Origin of the sequence: Janthinobacterium sp. BJB401, assembly GCF_013372745.1 — a bacterium.
Taxonomy (GTDB): domain Bacteria; phylum Pseudomonadota; class Gammaproteobacteria; order Burkholderiales; family Burkholderiaceae_D; genus Janthinobacterium; species Janthinobacterium rivuli.
Genome location: NZ_JABXFH010000012.1, coordinates 74,411 through 92,603, shown reverse-complemented (window position 1 = coordinate 92,603; position 18,193 = coordinate 74,411). Strand labels below are relative to the sequence as shown.

19 protein-coding genes are annotated in these 18,193 nt (G+C 62.3%); 10 read left to right on the top strand and 9 right to left on the bottom strand.

Annotation, left to right across the window (positions count from 1 at the left end):
* The first annotated feature begins 119 nt into the window (after window positions 1–119).
* From HWE17_RS10805 to HWE17_RS10785, 5 genes are all read left to right on the top strand, one after another.
* A complete protein-coding gene (locus tag HWE17_RS10805; RefSeq protein ID WP_035818042.1) occupies window positions 120–989 on the top strand; it encodes a flagellin in 870 nt (289 codons plus the stop codon).
* A 176-nt stretch (window positions 990–1,165) separates the two neighbouring features.
* Window positions 1,166–2,038 carry a flagellin gene (locus HWE17_RS10800; RefSeq protein WP_035818039.1) on the top strand — a complete coding sequence of 291 codons (873 nt, stop codon included), beginning with the start codon at window positions 1,166–1,168 and terminating at the stop codon, window positions 2,036–2,038.
* Window positions 2,039–2,230: 192 nt separating this feature from the next.
* Window positions 2,231–3,112, top strand: a complete 882-nt coding sequence (locus HWE17_RS10795; protein WP_035818037.1) for a flagellin — start codon at window positions 2,231–2,233, stop codon at window positions 3,110–3,112.
* Window positions 3,113–3,285: 173 nt separating this feature from the next.
* Entirely contained in the window at window positions 3,286–4,164 is an 879-nt protein-coding gene (locus HWE17_RS10790) for a flagellin (protein WP_176388766.1), read from the top strand.
* 56 nt (window positions 4,165–4,220) lie between these two features.
* Window positions 4,221–5,309: a hypothetical protein gene (locus HWE17_RS10785; protein ID WP_176388765.1), complete on the top strand. Its 1,089-nt coding sequence runs from the start codon at window positions 4,221–4,223 to the stop codon at window positions 5,307–5,309.
* Window positions 5,310–5,328: 19 nt separating this feature from the next.
* Here HWE17_RS10785 and HWE17_RS10780 read toward each other — a convergent pair whose 3' ends face one another.
* The 9 genes from HWE17_RS10780 to HWE17_RS10740 all read right to left on the bottom strand — a co-directional run bounded on the left by HWE17_RS10780 (window position 5,329) and on the right by HWE17_RS10740 (window position 12,423).
* Window positions 5,329–5,610, bottom strand: coding sequence for a type II toxin-antitoxin system RelE/ParE family toxin (locus HWE17_RS10780; protein WP_176388764.1), 282 nt, complete (start codon window positions 5,608–5,610; stop codon window positions 5,329–5,331).
* Complete coding sequence (locus HWE17_RS10775; RefSeq protein ID WP_176388763.1) at window positions 5,600–5,845, bottom strand: CopG family ribbon-helix-helix protein; 246 nt, start codon at window positions 5,843–5,845, stop codon at window positions 5,600–5,602. The genes HWE17_RS10780 and HWE17_RS10775 overlap by 11 nt, the downstream gene beginning before the upstream one ends.
* Window positions 5,846–6,042: 197 nt before the next feature.
* Window positions 6,043–8,130 carry a flagellar biosynthesis protein FlhA gene (locus tag HWE17_RS10770; protein ID WP_035818030.1) on the bottom strand — a complete coding sequence of 696 codons (2,088 nt, stop codon included), beginning with the start codon at window positions 8,128–8,130 and terminating at the stop codon, window positions 6,043–6,045.
* On the bottom strand, window positions 8,127–9,266 hold the full coding sequence (locus tag HWE17_RS10765) for a flagellar biosynthesis protein FlhB (protein ID WP_035818028.1): 1,140 nt from the start codon (window positions 9,264–9,266) through the stop codon (window positions 8,127–8,129). Before HWE17_RS10765 ends, HWE17_RS10770 begins: the two co-directional genes overlap by 4 nt.
* Window positions 9,267–9,403: 137 nt before the next feature.
* Complete coding sequence (locus HWE17_RS10760; protein ID WP_099402301.1) at window positions 9,404–10,201, bottom strand: flagellar biosynthetic protein FliR; 798 nt, start codon at window positions 10,199–10,201, stop codon at window positions 9,404–9,406.
* An 11-nt stretch (window positions 10,202–10,212) separates the two neighbouring features.
* Complete coding sequence (locus HWE17_RS10755) at window positions 10,213–10,485, bottom strand: flagellar biosynthetic protein FliQ (protein ID WP_034757874.1); 273 nt, start codon at window positions 10,483–10,485, stop codon at window positions 10,213–10,215.
* Between the two features lie 3 nt (window positions 10,486–10,488).
* On the bottom strand, window positions 10,489–11,259 hold the full coding sequence (gene fliP / locus HWE17_RS10750; protein WP_035818023.1) for a flagellar type III secretion system pore protein FliP: 771 nt from the start codon (window positions 11,257–11,259) through the stop codon (window positions 10,489–10,491).
* Window positions 11,256–11,621 carry a FliM/FliN family flagellar motor switch protein gene (locus tag HWE17_RS10745; protein WP_035818022.1) on the bottom strand — a complete coding sequence of 122 codons (366 nt, stop codon included), beginning with the start codon at window positions 11,619–11,621 and terminating at the stop codon, window positions 11,256–11,258. The genes fliP and HWE17_RS10745 overlap by 4 nt, the downstream gene beginning before the upstream one ends.
* Window position 11,622: 1 nt before the next feature.
* Entirely contained in the window at window positions 11,623–12,423 is an 801-nt protein-coding gene (locus HWE17_RS10740; RefSeq protein ID WP_099402303.1) for a FliM/FliN family flagellar motor switch protein, read from the bottom strand.
* A 629-nt stretch (window positions 12,424–13,052) separates the two neighbouring features.
* Between HWE17_RS10740 and HWE17_RS10735 the strand changes: the two genes are divergently transcribed.
* Genes HWE17_RS10735 through fliI form a run of 5 tightly spaced genes read left to right on the top strand, consistent with a single transcriptional unit; the run spans window position 13,053 to window position 18,193 of the window.
* Complete coding sequence (locus tag HWE17_RS10735) at window positions 13,053–13,391, top strand: flagellar hook-basal body complex protein FliE (RefSeq protein WP_034787870.1); 339 nt, start codon at window positions 13,053–13,055, stop codon at window positions 13,389–13,391.
* A 60-nt stretch (window positions 13,392–13,451) separates the two neighbouring features.
* Entirely contained in the window at window positions 13,452–15,182 is a 1,731-nt protein-coding gene (gene fliF, locus HWE17_RS10730) for a flagellar basal-body MS-ring/collar protein FliF (RefSeq protein WP_035818016.1), read from the top strand.
* The gene (locus HWE17_RS10725; protein ID WP_176388762.1) at window positions 15,160–16,200 is read left to right on the top strand and encodes a flagellar motor switch protein FliG; all 1,041 of its coding nucleotides are present in this window, start codon (window positions 15,160–15,162) and stop codon (window positions 16,198–16,200) included. Before fliF ends, HWE17_RS10725 begins: the two co-directional genes overlap by 23 nt.
* Window positions 16,197–16,886, top strand: coding sequence for a flagellar assembly protein FliH (gene fliH / locus HWE17_RS10720; protein ID WP_034787861.1), 690 nt, complete (start codon window positions 16,197–16,199; stop codon window positions 16,884–16,886). Before HWE17_RS10725 ends, fliH begins: the two co-directional genes overlap by 4 nt.
* A complete protein-coding gene (gene fliI / locus HWE17_RS10715; RefSeq protein WP_176388761.1) occupies window positions 16,883–18,193 on the top strand; it encodes a flagellar protein export ATPase FliI in 1,311 nt (436 codons plus the stop codon). The genes fliH and fliI overlap by 4 nt, the downstream gene beginning before the upstream one ends.

Here is an 18,193-nt window from a genome sequence, read left to right as displayed (position 1 = left end):
ATCCATATAAAAAATTTCCACATGGCATTTAATAAACGTCGCGGCATGGTCGTCTTGTACTAGGGAGAGCGCGATGGTTCGCGGCTCCCGACCGAACATACTTATTAGGAGTTTTTCCAATGCTGAGCCTGCATACCAACAATGCGTCGCTGTCCGCGCAAAATTCGATTGCTAAAACACAATCGCAACTGTCCACCTCGATGACCCGCCTGAGCACCGGCTACCGCATCAATTCGGCCATGGATGACGCAGCCGGTCTGCAGATCGCCACGCGCCTGAAAGCCCAGACCAGCGGCATGACCGTTGCCATGAGCAACACGCAGAACAGCACCTCGATGCTGCAAACGGCCGAAGGCGCGTTTGGCGAAGTGACCAACATGCTGATCCGCATGAAAGACCTGGCCACGCAAGCTGCCGATGCCTCGTCGAACACGGACGACAAAAAGGCCATGCAGGCTGAATTCGATGCCCTGGGTTCGGAACTGGCCAACGTCATGACCAACACCACCTTCGGCGGCAGCTTGCTGCTGGGCAATGGCACGGGCACCACCGGCACGCTGTCGTCGGCCATGACCTTCCAGATCGGCGCGAGCTCGACGGAAAAAATGTCGATCGACGTCACCGCCGGCATGACCGGCCTGGCAGCTGCCCTGAAAGCCGTTTCGGCCAGCTTCTCCACCGCCGGCGCCGCTGGTACGGAATTGACGGCAGCGGCCAACGCCGCCATCGGCAACCTGACCACCGCCATCGACAAAGTTGGCACCGTGCGCTCGGCTCTGGGCGCCGCCGCCAACCGCCTGGACCACATCAACAGCAACCTGTCGAACATCGCCACCAACACCAAGGCCGCTACCGGCCGCATCATGGACGTTGACTTCGCCACCGAAAGCTCGAACATGACGTCGTCGCAAATGCTGCTGCAAGCCGGCACCGCGATGCTAAAACAAAGCAACAGCATGTCCTCGATGGTCATGTCCCTGCTGCAATAATCGACTGCACCTCACGACGAGCCCCGGCAAGCGATTGCCGGGGCTTTTTTCATGGCCATACGCGATTATGAAAAATTTCCATACAGCATTTAATAAGCTGGCAGATCTGGTCGTCTTGTACTATTGAGGGCAAGAAACGTTGCCCCTCGACGAATTCACCTTACAGGAGCAACACCATGCTGAGCCTTCACACCAATAACGCGTCGCTGTCCGCACAGAACTCGATTGCCAAAACCCAATCGCAACTGTCGACCTCGATGACACGCCTGAGCACCGGCTACCGCATCAACTCGGCCATGGATGACGCAGCCGGCCTGCAGATCGCCACGCGCCTGAAAGCCCAGACCAGCGGCATGACCGTTGCCATGAGCAACACACAAAACAGCACCTCGATGCTGCAAACGGCCGAAGGCGCGTTTGGCGAAGTCACCAACATGCTGGTGCGCATGAAGGATCTGGCCACGCAAGCCGCCGATGCTTCGTCGAACGCACAAGACAAGACCGCCATGCAGGCAGAGTACAACGCCCTGGGCCAGGAACTGTACAACGTCATGACCAACACCACCTTCGGCGGCAGCTTGCTGATGGGTAACGGCACGGGCACCACCGGCACGCTGTCGGCTGCCATGACCTTCCAGATCGGCGCGAGCTCGACGGAAAAAATGTCGATCGACGTCAAGCAAAACATGGTTGACCTGTCGGCATCGCTGCTGGCCGCGACGAAGAACTTCGCCGCAGCGGGATCGACCGGCGCGTCGGAACTGACCACCACCGCCAACACCACCATCGATTTGCTGGCTACGGCCATCAACGACGTCGGTGTCGTGCGTTCAGCACTGGGCGCCGCCGCCAACCGCCTCGACCACATCAACAGCAATCTGTCGAACATCGCCACCAACACCAAAGCCGCGACCGGCCGCATCATGGACGTTGACTTCGCTACCGAAAGCTCGAACATGACGTCGTCGCAAATGTTGCTGCAAGCCGGCACCGCGATGCTGAAACAAAGCAACAGCATGTCCTCGATGGTAATGTCCTTGCTGCAATAATTTTTATCCGCATTACTCGCTGGTACCGGCCAGCAAGAAAGCCAGACCGCGCGTCTGGCTTTTTTACGCCCATCGCATCCTATTAAATAATTTCCACGCAGCATTTAACATTTACTGGAACGCGGTCGCCTGTCTTGCTTGAGGACGAAAAATACCACCGTCCTGCAATGCATTCACCACAGGAGTTACCATATGCTGAGCCTTCACACCAACAACGCATCGCTGTCTGCACAGAACTCGATCGCCAAGACCCAATCGCAACTGTCGACCTCGATGACACGCTTGTCCACCGGCTACCGCATCAACTCGGCCATGGACGACGCCGCCGGCCTGCAGATCGCCACGCGTCTGAAAGCGCAGACCAGCGGCATGACCGTCGCCATGAGCAACACCCAAAACAGCACCTCGATGCTGCAAACAGCCGAAGGCGCGTTTGGCGAAGTGACCAACATGCTGGTACGCATGAAGGATCTGGCTACGCAAGCGGCCGATGCTTCGTCGAACGGCCAGGACAAGACCGCCATGCAAGCCGAATTTGACGCGCTGGGCCTGGAACTGTACAACGTCATGACCAACACCACCTATGGTGGTCAGACCCTGCTGGGCAACGGCACCGCCGGCAACGGCACGCTGTCGGATGCCATGACGTTCCAGATCGGCGCCAGCTCGACGGAAAAAATGAGCATCAACGTCTCGACTGACATGGGCGCTCTGAACACCAAGCTGGTGGCGCTGTCGGCCAACAACTTCAAGGCGACTTCCGCTGGCGTCGGCACCGAGCTGACCGCAGCCGGCACGGCCAACACCACCATCGACAAGCTGGCCGCGGCCATCGACAACGTCGGCATCGTGCGTTCGGCACTGGGCGCCGCCGCCAACCGCCTCGACCACATCAACAGCAACTTGTCGAACATCTCGACCAACACCAAGGCCGCTACCGGCCGCATCATGGACGTCGATTTCGCCACCGAAAGCTCGAACATGACATCGTCGCAAATGCTGCTGCAAGCCGGCACCGCGATGCTGAAACAAAGCAACAGCATGTCCTCGATGGTCATGTCCTTGCTGCAATAATCTTTGCCTGGCCGCCTGCGGCCAGCAACGCCAAGCCAGACCGCGGTCTGGCTTTTTTTATGCGCAAAACGTATTTATTTGACTATATTGCCTTTCGATTTAACAATGCTGGCGCCGCAGTCGCCTATACAAGGTAGACCCGACTCACCCTCACCGCCCACCGGAGCCGCCACGTGCTGAGCATTCACACCAATATCGCCGCAATGTACGCCCAAAGCGCCGCAGCCAGTGCGCAAAGCCGGCTGTCGACGTCGATGATGCGCCTCTCCACCGGCTTTCGCATCAACTCGGCCATGGACGACGCTGCGGGCCTGCAAATCGCCACGCGGCTCAGCGCCCAGGTCAGCGGCATGACAGTGGCCATGCGCAATACGCAGAACAGCACCTCGATGCTGCAGACGGCCGAAGGCGCGTTTGGCGAAGTCACCGACATGCTGGTACGCATGAAAGACCTGGCCACGCAGGCGGCCGACGCCTCGTCCAACCAGACCGACCGCGACGCCATGCAGTCCGAGTACGATGCGCTGGGGCTCGAGCTGTACAACATCCTGACCAACACTTCCTACGGCGGCAGCCTGCTGCTGGGCAACGGTGCTGCCGGCAAGGGTACGCTGTCGGAGGCGATGACCTTCCAGATCGGCGCCAGCAGCAGCGAAACCATGGGCTTCGACGTGTCGGGCAAGATGGGCAGCCTGGACACGATACTGAAAGCCATTTCCGCTAACTTTGCCGCCACCGGCACGACCGGCAGCGAGATCGGCACGAATGCGAGCGCCAACAGCATGATCGACCAGCTGGCGGCGGCGCTCGACCAGGTCGGCGGCGTGCGCTCTGCTTTGGGCGCGGCGGCCAACCGCCTCGACCACGTGCACAACAACCTGGCCAACATGGTCACCAACACCAAGGCCGCCATCGGCCGCATCATGGATGTCGATTACGCGGCGGAAAGCGCCAACATGGTGTCGGCGCAAATGCTGATGCAGGCCAGCACGGCGATGCTCAAGCAAAGCCAGAGCATGCAGAAAATGATACTGTCGCTGTTGCAGCCATGATGGCTGATACCGCCTGATTCACCGGCTTTTATAGACTTTCATCTGGACACAGTGGCATGGCGATAGACCGCATTTCATCGGGCAACCCGGTTCCCCTGATTACCCAGCGCTTCGACGTCAGCCCGGCTACGCCGATGGTGCCGGGCGTGGTCCAGCCGCTGGTGCCCATCGGTCCCTACATGGCGCCCGCCCCCGATGCCGGCACCCTGCCCGCCCAGCTGCAACAGAAGGGGCAAGACAGCCTGGCGTCCCTCATCAAGCCGAATGCCGACGGCACGGGCGGCGCCATGCCGCGCGACAGTAGCGCCATGCAGGTCAATCAGCTGTTCTTCACGCGCCAGCTGGTCTGGCAACCGCCCGACGCGGCGCAACTGGCCGCCTCGTGGCGCGTGATGGTCAAGACCTATGGCGAGCAATATGCGGCGCTGCAGGAGCAGGCGCGCGGCCAGCACGTGCCGGGCAATCTGTTCATGGCCGAGCAGCAACCGGCCCTGCTGCGCGAAGGCGCCCGTCCGCCGTTGACGGTCGACAGCGAAGCGTGGCGCTTTGCCGTGTATGGCTGGGGCGGCCAGCGCCTGCTGCTGCGCGTGCTGGCCAGCGACGAAGACGAAGAAGCAACACCGAGGCGGCGCGGCAAGGTGGCGCTGCGCGTCGAACTGATCATCATCGGCATCGGCCGGGTCGTGATCCAGATGGAGCCGTCAGGCGACGGCGTGCTGCTGGAACTGGCTGCCGACGAGGAAGCGGCATTGCGCCATTTGCGCCTGGCCCTGCCCGAGATCGCCGACGCCGTGCGGCGCACCGGCCTGCGCGTGGTGCGCTGCCGCCTGAACCGCCAGCTGCATGCGCAGCGCGTGCACGGCAATTACCCGATGCAGGCGGGCGCCGCGTCGCTGTCGCTGGCCCTGTTCCGCGCCATGGCCGAAGTGGCCCTGCTGCTGACGCGGCCGGAAGCGGAAGCGGCAGCCGATCCCGAGGCGCCGGCAGAGGCGCCCGCCGCCGAGCCGGAGGACGAAATCATCGTCTCGAAGGAAGTGGCGGCGCCGCTGGGCTATGATTACGGCGACATGGCTGAAGAAGTGTTGCTGCTCCAGATGGAGCCGGCCGGGCAAGACCTGCTGCCGGCCATCGACGAGCAGGATTGAAACGCGGGATATGCCATGGCTAGAAGCGCCGGGGCCAGCGCCGGGCGACATGTTGAACCCGCAAGACCTCCACCACGTCTCCGCGCACCCGGTACGGGATGATGTAGCTGGGGTGGATGACCAGTTCGCGAGTGCCAATCACGCGGCCGGGTCGGCCCATGCCTGGAAATTCGGCCAGGCTGTTGGTCTTTGCCCGGATTTCCAGCGCAAACGACTTTGCCCGTTCGGCGTTATCTTTCTCGATGTACTCCACGATGGAGACGAGGTTGGCCAGCGCGGTTTTGGTCCACTTAACCGCCATATTTTGCGAAGAAATAATTTACTTCGCCGTCACTGGCGAACTCGCCGCGATCCGCTTCCCCAATACCTTGTTCGATGTCCTGAATTTGCCAGGCCTCGGCCTCGACATAATCCCTCAACGCGGCCACAGTGATAGCGCTCTTGTTCCGTCCGGTGGCCTGCATGAGCTTTTCGAGCTGACCGGCCAAGTCTGCCGGGAGGCGGACAGTCATTGACTTTTCGGTGCTTGATTTCATGATTTCCATTGGAGTGAAGTGCAATGTAAGACGAACTCAGTGTACGTCTTACATTCGTAAAGTCAAGCGAGTTCACACTCTGTTGGTGTAGAGCAAGAGAAGCAATTGCTGCCGCCCATCGACGAGCAGGATTGATGCAGCAGCATTGATACAATATAAAAACGGCGCCCGTAGCGCCGTTTTTGTTACTCCATCGATTACCCCACCGTGCCGATGATGCTCACTTCGCGGTTTTCCGGAATTTCGTTATACGACAGCACGTGCAGGCCCGGCGCGAACAGGCGCGCGTAGCGGGCCAGTAGCGGACGGATCTGCGGCAGCACCAGCAACAATGGCGGCGTGGCCTGCTGCTTCATCTGCTCGCGCGCCACCGGCATGTTCACTTGCAGCTGCGACAGCAGATGCGGATCGATCGGATAATTATCGAGGGTCACCTTGCCGGACTGGCGCGCCTGGTTCAACGAACCGAGCAGCATGTTTTCCAGCTCGCCGCCCAGGTTAAACGCCTGCATTTCCATCTTCTGGCCGAACAGGCCGCTGACGATCTGGCGCCGCAGCGCACAGCGCACTTCGGCCGCCAGCAGGATCGGATCCTTGGTCGTTTCCGAACTGTCGAGCAAGGTGGTGGCGATGGGCACGATATCCTTCAGCGACACATTTTCCGCCAGCAAGACGCGGAACACGCGCAGCAGCTGCGTGTGCGTCAGCGCCTTGTCCAGCGCGCCGGCCAGCTTGGGCGACAGGGCCGTCAGGCGCTCCATCATGTTCGAGACATCTTCGTGGCGGAACAGTTCCGGCAAGTATTCGCGCACCATCTTCGACAAGTGCGTGGCGATCACGCTGGGCGCCTCGATGACCTGGTAACCGAGGCCCAGCGCATGCGCCTTCTCGCTCGGCTCAATCCACGTCACGGGCATGCCGTAGGCCGGCTCGATGCCGGGAATGCCGTCCAGCTGGCCATACACGTTCGGCGACGGGATCGCCATCAGGCGGTCGGCCTGCACTTCCGCCTGCGCCACGACGGTGCCCGACAGCACGATCGCATATTGCGACGGCTTCAGGGCCAGGTCGTCGCGCACGCCGATATTCGGCAGCAGCAAGCCCATCGCCTCGGACAGGCTCTGGCGCACGCCCTTGACGCGCTTGTTCAATGGCTCGCCTTGCGTTTTGTCCACCATGCCGACCAGTTTATAGCCGAGCATCACCATCAGCGGCTGCACGGCAGGCAGTTGCTGCCACTCCAGTTCGGCCGGACGCTCGTCGCGCAAGGCCGCCTCGATGGCCGCCATGCCGGCCGCATCGGGCCCCTTCACGCGCTTGGTCAATCGCCAGGCGACAAACGCCAGCACGCCGGCAAAGGTCATGAACATAAACCATGGCATGCCTGGAATCAGGGCCAGCGCCACCATCATGCCGGCCGCGCTGTAGATCACCGTTGGCGAGGTCAGCACCTGGCCTGCCACTTGCTGTTCGAAATCGCCCGAATCGCTGATGCGGGTGACCAGGATGGCGGCCGCGGCCGACAGCAGCAGCGCCGGAATCTGCGCCACCAGGCCATCACCGATGGTCAGCAGTGCGTATTGACGGAAGGCATCGCCGAACGACAGGTCGTGCATCAGCGAGCCGATGGCCACGCCGCCGACCATATTGATGATCAAAATCAGGATACTGGCGACGGCGTCGCCGCGCACGAACTTCGACGCGCCGTCCATGGCGCCATAGAAATCCGCTTCGGCAGCCACGTCCTTGCGGCGGATCTGGGCTTTTTCCTGATTGATCAGGCCGGCGTTCAGGTCGGCGTCAATCGCCATCTGCTTGCCCGGCAAGGCGTCGAGGGTAAAGCGCGCCGACACCTCGGATATACGCTCGGCGCCCTTGGTGACGACGGCGAAGTTGATGATCATCAAGATCACGAAGACCACGATACCGACGACGAAGTTGCCGCCGATCACCACGTTACCAAACGCCTCGATCACCTTACCGGCCGCATCCGCGCCCGTATGGCCGTGCAACAGCACCACGCGCGTCGACGCCACGTTCAGGGTCAGCCTGAGCATGGTGGTGGCCAGGATCACCGTCGGGAAGACGGAGAAATCGAGCGGCCGCTTGGCCGACACGCTGACGAGGATGACGATCAGTGCCAGCACGATATTGAAAGTGAACAAGATATCGAGCAGCACCGGCGGCAGCGGCAGGATGATCATTGCCAGGATCACCAGCAGGAACAGCGGCGTGGCGAACTTGTGGCGGCGCATTTCAGCAACCACGCGGTTCAGGAAATTCATGAAGGGACTACCTCGCTCAGATGAGATGGCACGGCCATCTCGGTGGGTAATACGGGCTGGGCGGCACGCTGCCCGGACCGGAATGCTTTCAATTGCAGGATGTAGTTAAGCACCTGCGACACGGCCTGGTACAGCTGCACGGGAATCTGCTGCTGCACCTGGCTGGTGTTGTAGATGGCGCGCGCCAGCGGCGGCAACTCCAGCGTTTCGATATTGTGTTCCTTCGCCACTTGCCGGATATACAGCGCCATCTCGTCGACGCCCTTGGCAACGACGAACGGCGCCTCGGCGCGGTCCTGGTCATACTTCAGTGCGACGGCGTAATGCTCGGGGTTGACGATCACCACGTCGGCGTCGGGCACGGTCTTGCGCACGCTGCGCCGGCCGATCTGCTGCTGCAACTGACGGATGCGCTGGCGCACTTCGGGCCGCCCTTCGCTGCTTTTATGCTCTTCCTTGACATCCTGCTTGCTCATGCGCTGGTTGCGGGCAAAGAAAAACGCCTGCGCCGGCACGTCGATGATGGCAAACAGGACGAAGACGGAAATGAGCGCCATCAGGCCGTCGAGCATCAGCGCCGAGCCATCGAGCATGGCCTGCTGCAGGGGCCGGTGTTGCAAGTCCACGTATTGCACCAGGCTGGAGCGGCTCACATGCACCAGCACCATGCCCAGCACGGCGGCCTTGGCGATCGACAAGCCGAATTCAAAAGCATGCTTGGGCGCAAACAGACGGCCCAGATTCTTGGCCGGGCTCAGGCGCTCCATCTTCGGCATCCAGTTCTTCGAGCTGATGACCCAGCCGCCGGGAATCAGGGAGCCGAGCACGACGAACAGGGGCACGCAGAACAGCGGCACGATCATCTTGATCAGCAGGCCCACCGACGTCGTAAACGCCATCGACATGGCATTTTCCAGCGCACCCTTGCTGTCGAGCGGCATGAAAGCCATGGCGAACAGCTCGCGAAAGCTCAGCAGATAGCCCGGCAACAGGTAAATGAAAACCTTCATGCTGATCAGGATGCCCAGCGCCGTCGACAGGTCGCGCGAACGCACCACCTGCCCTTCCTGGCGCGACTTCTTCAGCTTTTGCTGTGACGCCTTTTCGGTTTTGTCGCCCGTGCTGCTATCCGCCATGCGCCACCCCTTTCCGCACGTGCCCTACAAGCGTAGCGAGCAAGTTCAATGCCGGGTTGAGTAGCGCAGCTGTACGGAGGTACAGCGAGCAACGGATGCCCGGAAGTGGACTGCGCAGTAGCTTGTTGGTACGTGCGCTATCCATGGGCCACCCGCATCTGTTCGGCGATCATGTCGAGCACCCGGTTCGTCATGGCGATGTAGTGCTCCGGGATAAAGCGCACGATCTGCCCCACCATCAGCAGGCCGAACACGGTGATCATGGAAAAGCCCAGCGAAAACAGGTTCAGCGACGGCGCCACGCGGTTCAGGAAGCCGAAACCCAGTTGCACCACCATGGTGGAAAAGACGATGGGCAAGGCCAGCAGCATGGCGGCGGCGAAAATCCACGCCACGTTGTACGCCACCGTCTGCAGCAGCAGCGGCCCGTAGCCCTGCCCCACTGGCCAGGCCGTGAAGCTGGCGCCGATCACGCCCGTCAGCACGAGGTGGCCGTCGATGGCGAAAAACACGATCATGCACATGATGGTGAGCATCCCCGTGATCACGTCCGACGAGGTGCCGTTGAGCGGGTCGTTCATGACGGCCATGGAAAAGCCGACCTGGCTCGACACCAGGTAGCCGAGCACCGACATGACGGACATGGCGAAGTGGAAGGCCAGGCCCAGGACGAAGCCGATGATGGCCTGCTCCAGAGTGGCGACGAGGGCGTGCAGCGAAAACGGATCAATCTTCAGCAAGTCCTGCGACACGCCCGAGGCCTGCATCACGGGCAGCATCAGGATCGCCAGCACCAGCGACAGCAGCACCCGCACGGGCACGGGCACCATGGCGTCGCCGATCACGGGCGAGGCGCTGAGCATGGCCAGGATGCGGCAGAACGGCCACCACACGGCCAGCAGAAACGGCAGCACCTGATTGAAAATCTGATCCATGGCGCGCGGCGCTATCCGACCAGGGTGGCGGCGCGCTGAAAGATGGACACGCAATAATCCATCAGATAACCGGCCATCCAGCGTCCGGCCAGGATCAGGGCCAGCAGGGTGACCAGCAGGCGCGGCAGGAAACTCATGGTCTGTTCATTGATCGAGGTGGCCGCCTGCACCAGCGCGACCAGCAGGCCCATGAGCAAACCCGGCACGACCAGGATCACCACCAGCAGCATGACGACATGCAATGCTTCGATGATCAGGTCGACGGCGACTTCAGGGGTAAACATCGGTCAATAGCCCTGTATGCTGGTAACTAGGGTGTTGACGGTCAGGGTCCAGCCGTCGACGAGCACGAACAGCAGCAGCTTGAACGGCAGCGAAATGACAAGCGGCGAGAGCATCATCATGCCCATGGCCATCAGCACGGACGCCACCACCAGATCGATGATGAGGAACGGGATGAACAGCATGCAGCCGATCTGGAACGCCGTCTTGAGTTCGGACAGCACGAACGCGGCCAGCTTGACCGTGAAACTGTGGTCTTGCGGGCGCATGCTTGCCGGTTCGCCTGCCAGGTGGGCGATCTGCGCCAGCGCCGCCTTGCTCGTCTGGGCCAGCATGAAGCGCGAAATCGGCACTTCGGCGATCTTCAGGGCTTCCTGCATGCCGATCTGGTCGCGGTCGTAAGGCACGAACGCTTCCTTCCACACCTGGTCGCCGATGGGGCGCATGACCAGCAAGGTGAGGATCAGGGCGATGCCGGTGACGATGCGGTTGGGCAAGCCCTGCTGCAGGCCCAGGGCCTGGCGCAGCAGGGACAGCACGATGACGAAGCGGGTAAAGCTGGTCATCATCATGACCATCACGGGCAGCAGCCCGAGCAGGGTCATGACGACGAGGATCTGCATCTTGACCGACAGGTCGGTCTTCGCGCCCGGCACCACGCCGGCCAATAAATCCTGCGCGCCAGCGGTGGCGCAGCACAGCATCAGGACGGGAACAGCCAGCGCGGCAGCCAGCGCGCCGCGGCGCCGGCTCAAACCGGGTACCGCCAGCTTCATGCTGTCATCAGGTCGAGATTGAGGCCGTCGAGGTCGATGACTTTCAGGCCATAGTTCTCGCCGGCCACCACCACTTCGGCACGGCCGATCGGCGTGCCGTTGACCTTGATCACCAGCGGTTCGCCGGCCAGCATGTCGAGTTCGATCACGCTTTCCGGGCCGATGGCCATCAACTCTTCCAGCGAGATGCGGGCCGAGCCCACTTCCAGGGTCAGGGTGACGGGAATCTTGCGCATCATCTGCGGAATGTCGCGCCGCGCGCGGCCGCTGGCCACGTCGGACACATCGCCCTGCTCGATGATCATGTCATCGCCCAGGTCTTCCAGCAGGGTTTCGCTCTGGTTGGTATCGGTCATATTCATATTATTCGACATCTTCAAAGGAGGTTAAACAGAGCTTGCCCTTGTGTTCGGAAACAGCAGCTGTAAATAAACGGGAGTCGTCGAGCATGACGTCGGTACGGCTGAGGCTGACGGGAATCACGTCGCCCACGCGCAGGTCGAACAAGGCGCCCAGTTGCACCTGTTTGCTGACGAGGCGGCCTTCCAGGGTCACTTGCAGGCGCGACGCGAGCGGACGCACGCTGCCGCGCAGGGCTTTCTTCGCTTGCGCGCGCTCGGGCAGCAAGCCGCGCAGCACGTCGGCCATCAGGCGCTTGTCCAGCGAGAACCAGAACTGGCCGCTCTGCCCCGCCTCGACGTCGCTGAGCGCCACGGTGACGATCCAGCTGCCGCGCACCGGATGCACGCCCGACTGCACGGCGACCTCGGCACTGGTGTCGATGTCGCTGCTTTTGCCCAGAGTTTGCAGATTCTTGTGGACGCGGGAAATCAAACTGTTGACCAACTGTTGTCCCAGCACCACAGCGAGGCGCTCTTCCGTGGCCGTCACGCGCACCTGCGCCGGATCGGGCAACGCGCCCTTGGCGCCGGCACTACCATAGCGATAGTTCAGCACGCTCAAGAGTATCTGCCGCTCGAGGGCAAAGCCCGTCTGGCTGGCCGGCGTGGAAAAACTCAGCCAGCGGTTCACGCTGTCCTCGTTTTCCACGCGCGACAAGGTGACGGCGTCGATCTGGAAATTGCCCCAGTAGCGACGGCTCATCGGCTGGCGCAGGGCCACGGCCAGGTCGTCGCGCAGCTGGGCGCCGAATACATGCAGCAAATGGACAGGACGTCCAAGCAGACAGGAATCGAGGACTTGATGGCGCACAGTTTGATCTGTCTTGGTAAGGATTGTCATGTAGTGGTCATGTCGGTATTGCGGTGGCAGAACAAATTATACGGATCGCCCGAAATTAAATACAGCATCATCTTGACCCAGGGTACTGGTCCGCAAGCAAACGATTGCGCATCGTATCGCATGCTAGATGACTACGGTGCTGAACAATACATGAAAAAGCTAAATATTGCCATGTATCAATATTCCTTGAGGCAATCCTCTCTTTACTTTATAGTTGCCGCGAGGTAAGCTTATAGCGAGAAAATAGTGATTTGCAGTGCGCCATTCCGCTTACCTGATTCCGGTTTTTATGGCAGTTTTCAGTTTCCTTATTGCCACCAGAAGAAACTTTTATCAGATAATTATTAGTTGTCATGGCCATGTAAATCATATCGGCGCGGGGCTGCCGGGTTTGTTTGAATCTGCTTGAGCGGATGGTGTGGCAACTGATAAAACTGATGGGCCCTGTCATTCGGGCCGGGCGCGATGGTATTCAATGAAATGCCTGCCGGAATGGCAACACCAGTAATTTCTGATTGATACGTCACCGCATATTGAAAGTAGAGGGCACGATGAGCAACGAACTCGCAGGTCTGATCAAGGCCGATCTGGCAGCACTGAGCAACGACGCACGCGCCCTGGGCGCCAGCATCGCGCCTGCCGCCCAATTCGGCGCCCCGGAACAATCGGGCTTCTCCTTTGCGCAAAGCATGAAAGACGCCATTGGCAAGGTCAACGGCGACGACCGCATGGCGGCGCAGAAAATGAGCGACGTCGACAGCGGCAAGAGCGACGACATGGTCGGCGCCATGCTGGCCAGCCAGGAAGCGAGCCTGTCCTTCTCCATGTTGATGCAAGTGCGCAACAAGGTCATGGGCGCCGTCGACGAACTCATCAAACTGCCTCTGTAATCTTCACGTCCTGAACCACGCCCAGCCTCCCAGCGAAAGTTATCCCAAGTGATTACCCCCATGAAGTCCGCATTTGCGCGCTGGCGCCTTGGCGCCCAGCCCGCCATCCCGCCCGCCCTGCTGAAAAACCTGGTTCCCATCGTCGTGCTGGCCATCGGCATCACCGCCATGGTGACCATGTATGCCTGGCGCGACCAGGCCAACTACAAGCCGGTGTTTGGCGCGCGCGAAAAAGTGGCCGTGACGGACATGATGGCCACCCTGGACGCCGAGCACATCCCCTACCGCCTGCATCCGGACAGCGGCCAGGTGCTGGTGCCCGACGCCATGCTGGGCAAGGTGCGCATGCTGCTCGCCTCGAAAGGCGTGACGGCGCAGCTGCCGGCCGGCCTGGAGCTGATGGACAAGAACGACCCGCTGGGCGTGTCGCAATTCGTGCAGGACGTGCGCTTCCGCCGCGGCCTGGAAGGCGAGCTGGCGCAAAGCATCATGACGATGGACGCGATCGCTTCGGCGCGCGTCCATCTGTCGATTGCGAAATCGACGTCGTTTGTCGCCAGCGACGGCGACAAATCGTCCGCCTCCATCGTCGTGGCGCTGAAACCGGGCCGCACCCTGGCGCCGGAACAGATCGCCGCCGTCATCAACATGGTGGCCGGCAGCGTCGCCAGCCTGGCGCCCACGCGCGTGAGCCTGGTCGACCAGGGCGGCAACCTGCTGTCCGCGCACGTCGACCTGACGGACGGATTCGACGCCTCGGCCGCCGGCAATGAAGGCGCGAAACGTTTTCAGGATGAAATCCGCCGCAACGTCACGGGCTTGCTCGGTCCCGTCATCGGCGAAGACAACTTCAAGCTCAGCGTGACGGCCGCCGTGAACAACGACCGCGTGGACGAAACCCTGGAAAAATACGGCGAAGCCCCGAAAGTGACGAGCGAAGCCATGCGCGAAGAGCAGGAACGCAACCGCACCGTGGCCGGCATTCCCGGCAGCCTGTCGAACCGTCCGCCAGCGGCCGCCGTGCCGGCACCGGCAGACGCCGCCGGCGCCGCGCCTGCCGATGGCGCACCGAAGCCGTCCGACGACGGCACGGCCCGCAAGAACGCCACCACGCGCCAGTACGCCTACGACCGCAGCATCACGCAGATCAAGCGCAGCCGCGGCCGCCTGGAAAAACTCAGCGTCGCCGTGGTCCTCAACAGCGCCGCCGCACCGAATCCGAAAACCGGCTGGACCCCTGCCGAACTGGGCAATATCGAAAAAATGCTGAGCAGCGGCCTGGGCATCAATGCCCAGCGCGGCGACAGCCTGAGCCTGACGGCGCTGGCCTTCCCGGCCAAGCCGCCCGTGGCGCAGTGGTGGGAGGAGCGCGACACCGTCGTCGATTTCAGCAGCTGGCTGCTGTACGCGCTGGGCGCCATCCTCGGCTACTTCCTGATCCTGCGTCCGCTGCTGCGTCTGCTGACCACGCGCCTGGCGCCGCCAGCGCTCAAGCAGATCGATCCGGCCATGGCCCTGGCCGGCAGCAGCGCCGCTGGCGCGAATGGCGCGGCCGTTGCCGGCGCGCCAGCCCTGGGCGTGAATGGCAGCCCGCTGGCGCTCGAAGGCGAGTCCGCCGGCGGCAACATGCCGGTCGTGCCGCTGCTGGAAAACTATGACTTGCCGCCACCAGGCTCGGCGGTCGACGTGATGGTCGACCACCTGAAAGTGCTGGCTGAAAAAGAACCCGAGCGTGTCGCCGAAGTCGTCAAACAATGGATGCAGAAAAATGGCCGAACTCAACAACAATAATCCCTCCGACGGCGCCGAGTACGAAAGTGCCAGCCTGAATCCCGTGGAACAGGCGGCCATCGTGCTGCTGAGCATCGGCGAAGAACAGGCCGCCAACGTGCTGCGCTGCCTGTCGCGCGAAGAATTGCTGGAAGTCACGCAAGTGATGTCGCGCATGAGCGGCATCAAGGTCGAATCCGTGAAAACGGCGATGCAGACCTTCTTCGACGACTACCGCCAGCAAAGCGGCGTGCATGGCGCCTCGCGCAGCTACCTGAAGCGTTCGCTGGACATGGCGCTGGGCAGCGATATCGCAAATAGCGTGCTGAACAACATTTACGGCGACGCCATCCGCCCCAAAATGGCGCGCCTGCAGTGGGCCTCGCCAAAATGGCTGGCCGAATACATCGTCAACGAACACGTGCAGATGCAGGCCGTGTTCCTGGCCTTTTTGCCACCCGCGCTGGCCGGCCAGATCCTCGATGCCCTGCCCGTCGAAGGCCGCGACCTGGTCTTGCTGAACCTGGCGCGCCTGGACGAGATCGACCGCGACCTGCTGGTCGAGCTCGACGAACTGGTGGGCCGCTGCCTGGGCACGCTCGACACGCAAAGCACCAGCGTGGAAGGCATCCGCCAGGCGGCAGAGATTCTCAACCGCATGCCGGGCAACCGCGCCGCGCTGGTCGAACTGCTGCGCGCGCACGACCCGGACGTCGTTTCCGAAATCGAACTGAGCATGTACGACTTCCTGATCCTGGCCACGCAGAGCGATGTCACGCTCACGCGCATCCTGGAAGACGTGCCGATGGAACAGTGGGCGATTGCACTGAAGGGCGCGGAACCGTCGATCCGCGACGCCGTGCTGAAAACCATGCCGCGCCGCCAGGCACAGAGCTTCGAAGACATGATGCGCCGTTCCGGCCCCGTGCCGCTGTCGCGCATCGAACAGACGCGCCAGGAAATCATGGCCACCGTCAAGGGCCTCGCCGATGCAGGCGAGATCGAAGTACAACTGTTTGCCGAAGCGGTGATCGAATGAAACACTTCCGCTCGTATCGCTTCCCTCCCCTGTCGCAATTCATCGCCGCCGGCCAGCGTGCCTCCAACGAGGACACGGATGGCCAGTGGCAGGCGTCCGTCTCGGAAGGCTTCGAGCAGGGCCAGCGCGACGGCTACGAAGTGGGCCTGGTGCAAGGCCAGCAGGACGGCTACGACACCGGACGCAACGACGGCATGGCGCAGGGCCGCGAAGAAGGCCGCAATGAAACCCTGGTGGCGCTGGACCGCCTGGCGCGCCCCGTCGACGCCATCCTGCGCGACCTGAAAAAAGTGCGCGCCGATTACCGCGAAGCGCAGCGCAAGGAAGTGGTCGACCTGGTGGCCAAGGTGGCGCGCCAGGTGATCCGCGCGGAACTGGCGTTGCAGCCGGTGCAATTGCTGGCCCTGGTCGACGAGACCCTGGCCTCGATGCCGCCCACGCGCGAGGAAATCGACGTCTTCCTCAATCCGGAAGAATTGAAACGCATCAGCGAACTCGATCCGAAGCGCGCCAAGCGCTGGAACCTGATCGCCGACGCGCGCCTCGACGCGGGCGAATGCCGCATCAAGGCGGGCGACAATGAAGTCGACGCGGGCTGCCATCAGCGCCTGTCGGCCTGCATGGAGCAAGTCAGCAGCCACCTGGCGCTGGCCGCCGAACACGCGGACCAGGGCGCGCCTGCATGATCGCCGACACGCTGCGCAGTTTCGAGATCGGCGATATCCCGGTCGCGACGCCGACCGGCCGCCTGGTCGGCGCGTCCGGCCTGCTGCTGGAAAGCGCCGGCTGCCGCCTGCACACGGGCCAGCGTTGTCAAATTGAAACTGTGAGCGGCGAGTGGCTCGATGCGCAAGTCGTCGGCTTTCGCGAAAAACTGTCCTACCTGATGCCGTTCAAGAAAGCCACCGGTCTGACCACCGGCGCGCGCGTATTGCCCCTGCCCGACAAGGCCAGCCTGCAGATCGGCCCGTCATGGCTGGGCCGCATGGTCAATGGCCTGGGCGAGCCGATCGACGACCTGGGCCGCCTCGGTGGCGAACACACGCTGGAAGTCACGCCGCCAAAAATCAATCCCCTGAAGAAACAACCGGTGATCGAGCCGCTGGACGTGGGCGTGCGCGCCATCAACAGCATGCTGACCCTGGGCAAGGGCCAGCGCGTGGGCCTGATGGCCGGTTCCGGCGTCGGCAAGAGCGTGCTGCTGGGCCTGATCACGCGCCAGACGGTGGCCGATGTCGTCGTCGTCGGCCTGATCGGCGAACGCGGCCGCGAAGTGCGCGAATTCGTGGAAAAGTCGCTCGGCGCCGAAGGTCTCAAGAAGGCCGTGCTGGTGATCGCGCCGGCCGATGAATCGCCCTTGATGCGCATCATGGCCACCGAACTGTGCCATTCGATCGCCGCGCATTACCGCGACCAGGGCAAGCACGTGCTGCTGCTGGTCGATTCGCTGACGCGCTATGCGATGGCCTTGCGCGAAGTGGCGCTGGCCCTGGGCGAGCCGCCGGCCACGCGCGGCTATCCGCCGTCCGTCTTTTCAAACTTGCCGCAACTGGTGGAAAGCGCCGGCAATGGCGCCCACCCGGAAGGCAGCATGAGCGCCATCTACACGGTGCTGGCCGAAGGCGACGACCAGCAGGACCCCGTGGTCGACACGGCGCGCGCGATTCTCGACGGCCACATCGTGCTCACGCGCGAACTGGCCGAGCGGGGCCACTACCCCGCCATCGACATCGCCGCCTCGATCAGCCGCTGCATGGCGCAGGTGATCACGCTGCCCCACATGCAGGCGGCGCGCGCGCTGAAAGCGTCGATGGCGCGCCATGCGCGCGTGCGCGACCTGATCCCGCTGGGCGCCTACGTGCCCGGCGCCGACCCGATCACCGACCGCGCCGTGCAGTTGCACGCGCCCATCGAAGCCTTCCTGTGCCAGGGCACCAAGGAAGAGGCGCCGATGGGGCCGTGCATCGAACAACTTGAACAGATCATGGCCTAG